We start from the raw sequence: 253 nt of genomic DNA, 5'->3' as shown, positions 1-253 counted from the left end.
AAGAGCTGCTGAAAACCGAATTCTATCACGATTACCTGCGCAGCATCGATTGCCGCAGCAGCATCGGCGTGACGATCATGCGGGAGAAGGGCCGGTCCTTCAATCTCTCGACGCTCACCTCAAGCACCGACACCGGCTATAACCGCAGCAATGCGCAGGTGCTGACCGAGCTTGCCCCGCATCTTCGGCGGGCCTTCGATTACCTGCGCCGCGAGCGAAGCAACGAGGCAGGCGGCAAGCCGCTACTCGATGC

1 protein-coding gene is annotated in these 253 nt (G+C 60.9%); it reads left to right on the top strand.

Going from position 1 to position 253, the window contains the following annotated elements:
* A partial coding sequence (locus SB679_RS25390) for a hypothetical protein (protein WP_410705120.1) occupies positions 1-253 on the top strand: 253 nt, incomplete at both ends.

Source organism: Chryseobacterium sp. SIMBA_029 (assembly GCF_046535275.1).
In the GTDB taxonomy this organism is placed as follows: Bacteria; Bacteroidota; Bacteroidia; order Flavobacteriales; family Weeksellaceae; genus Chryseobacterium.
This window is presented reverse-complemented; position numbering and strand designations above follow the sequence as displayed.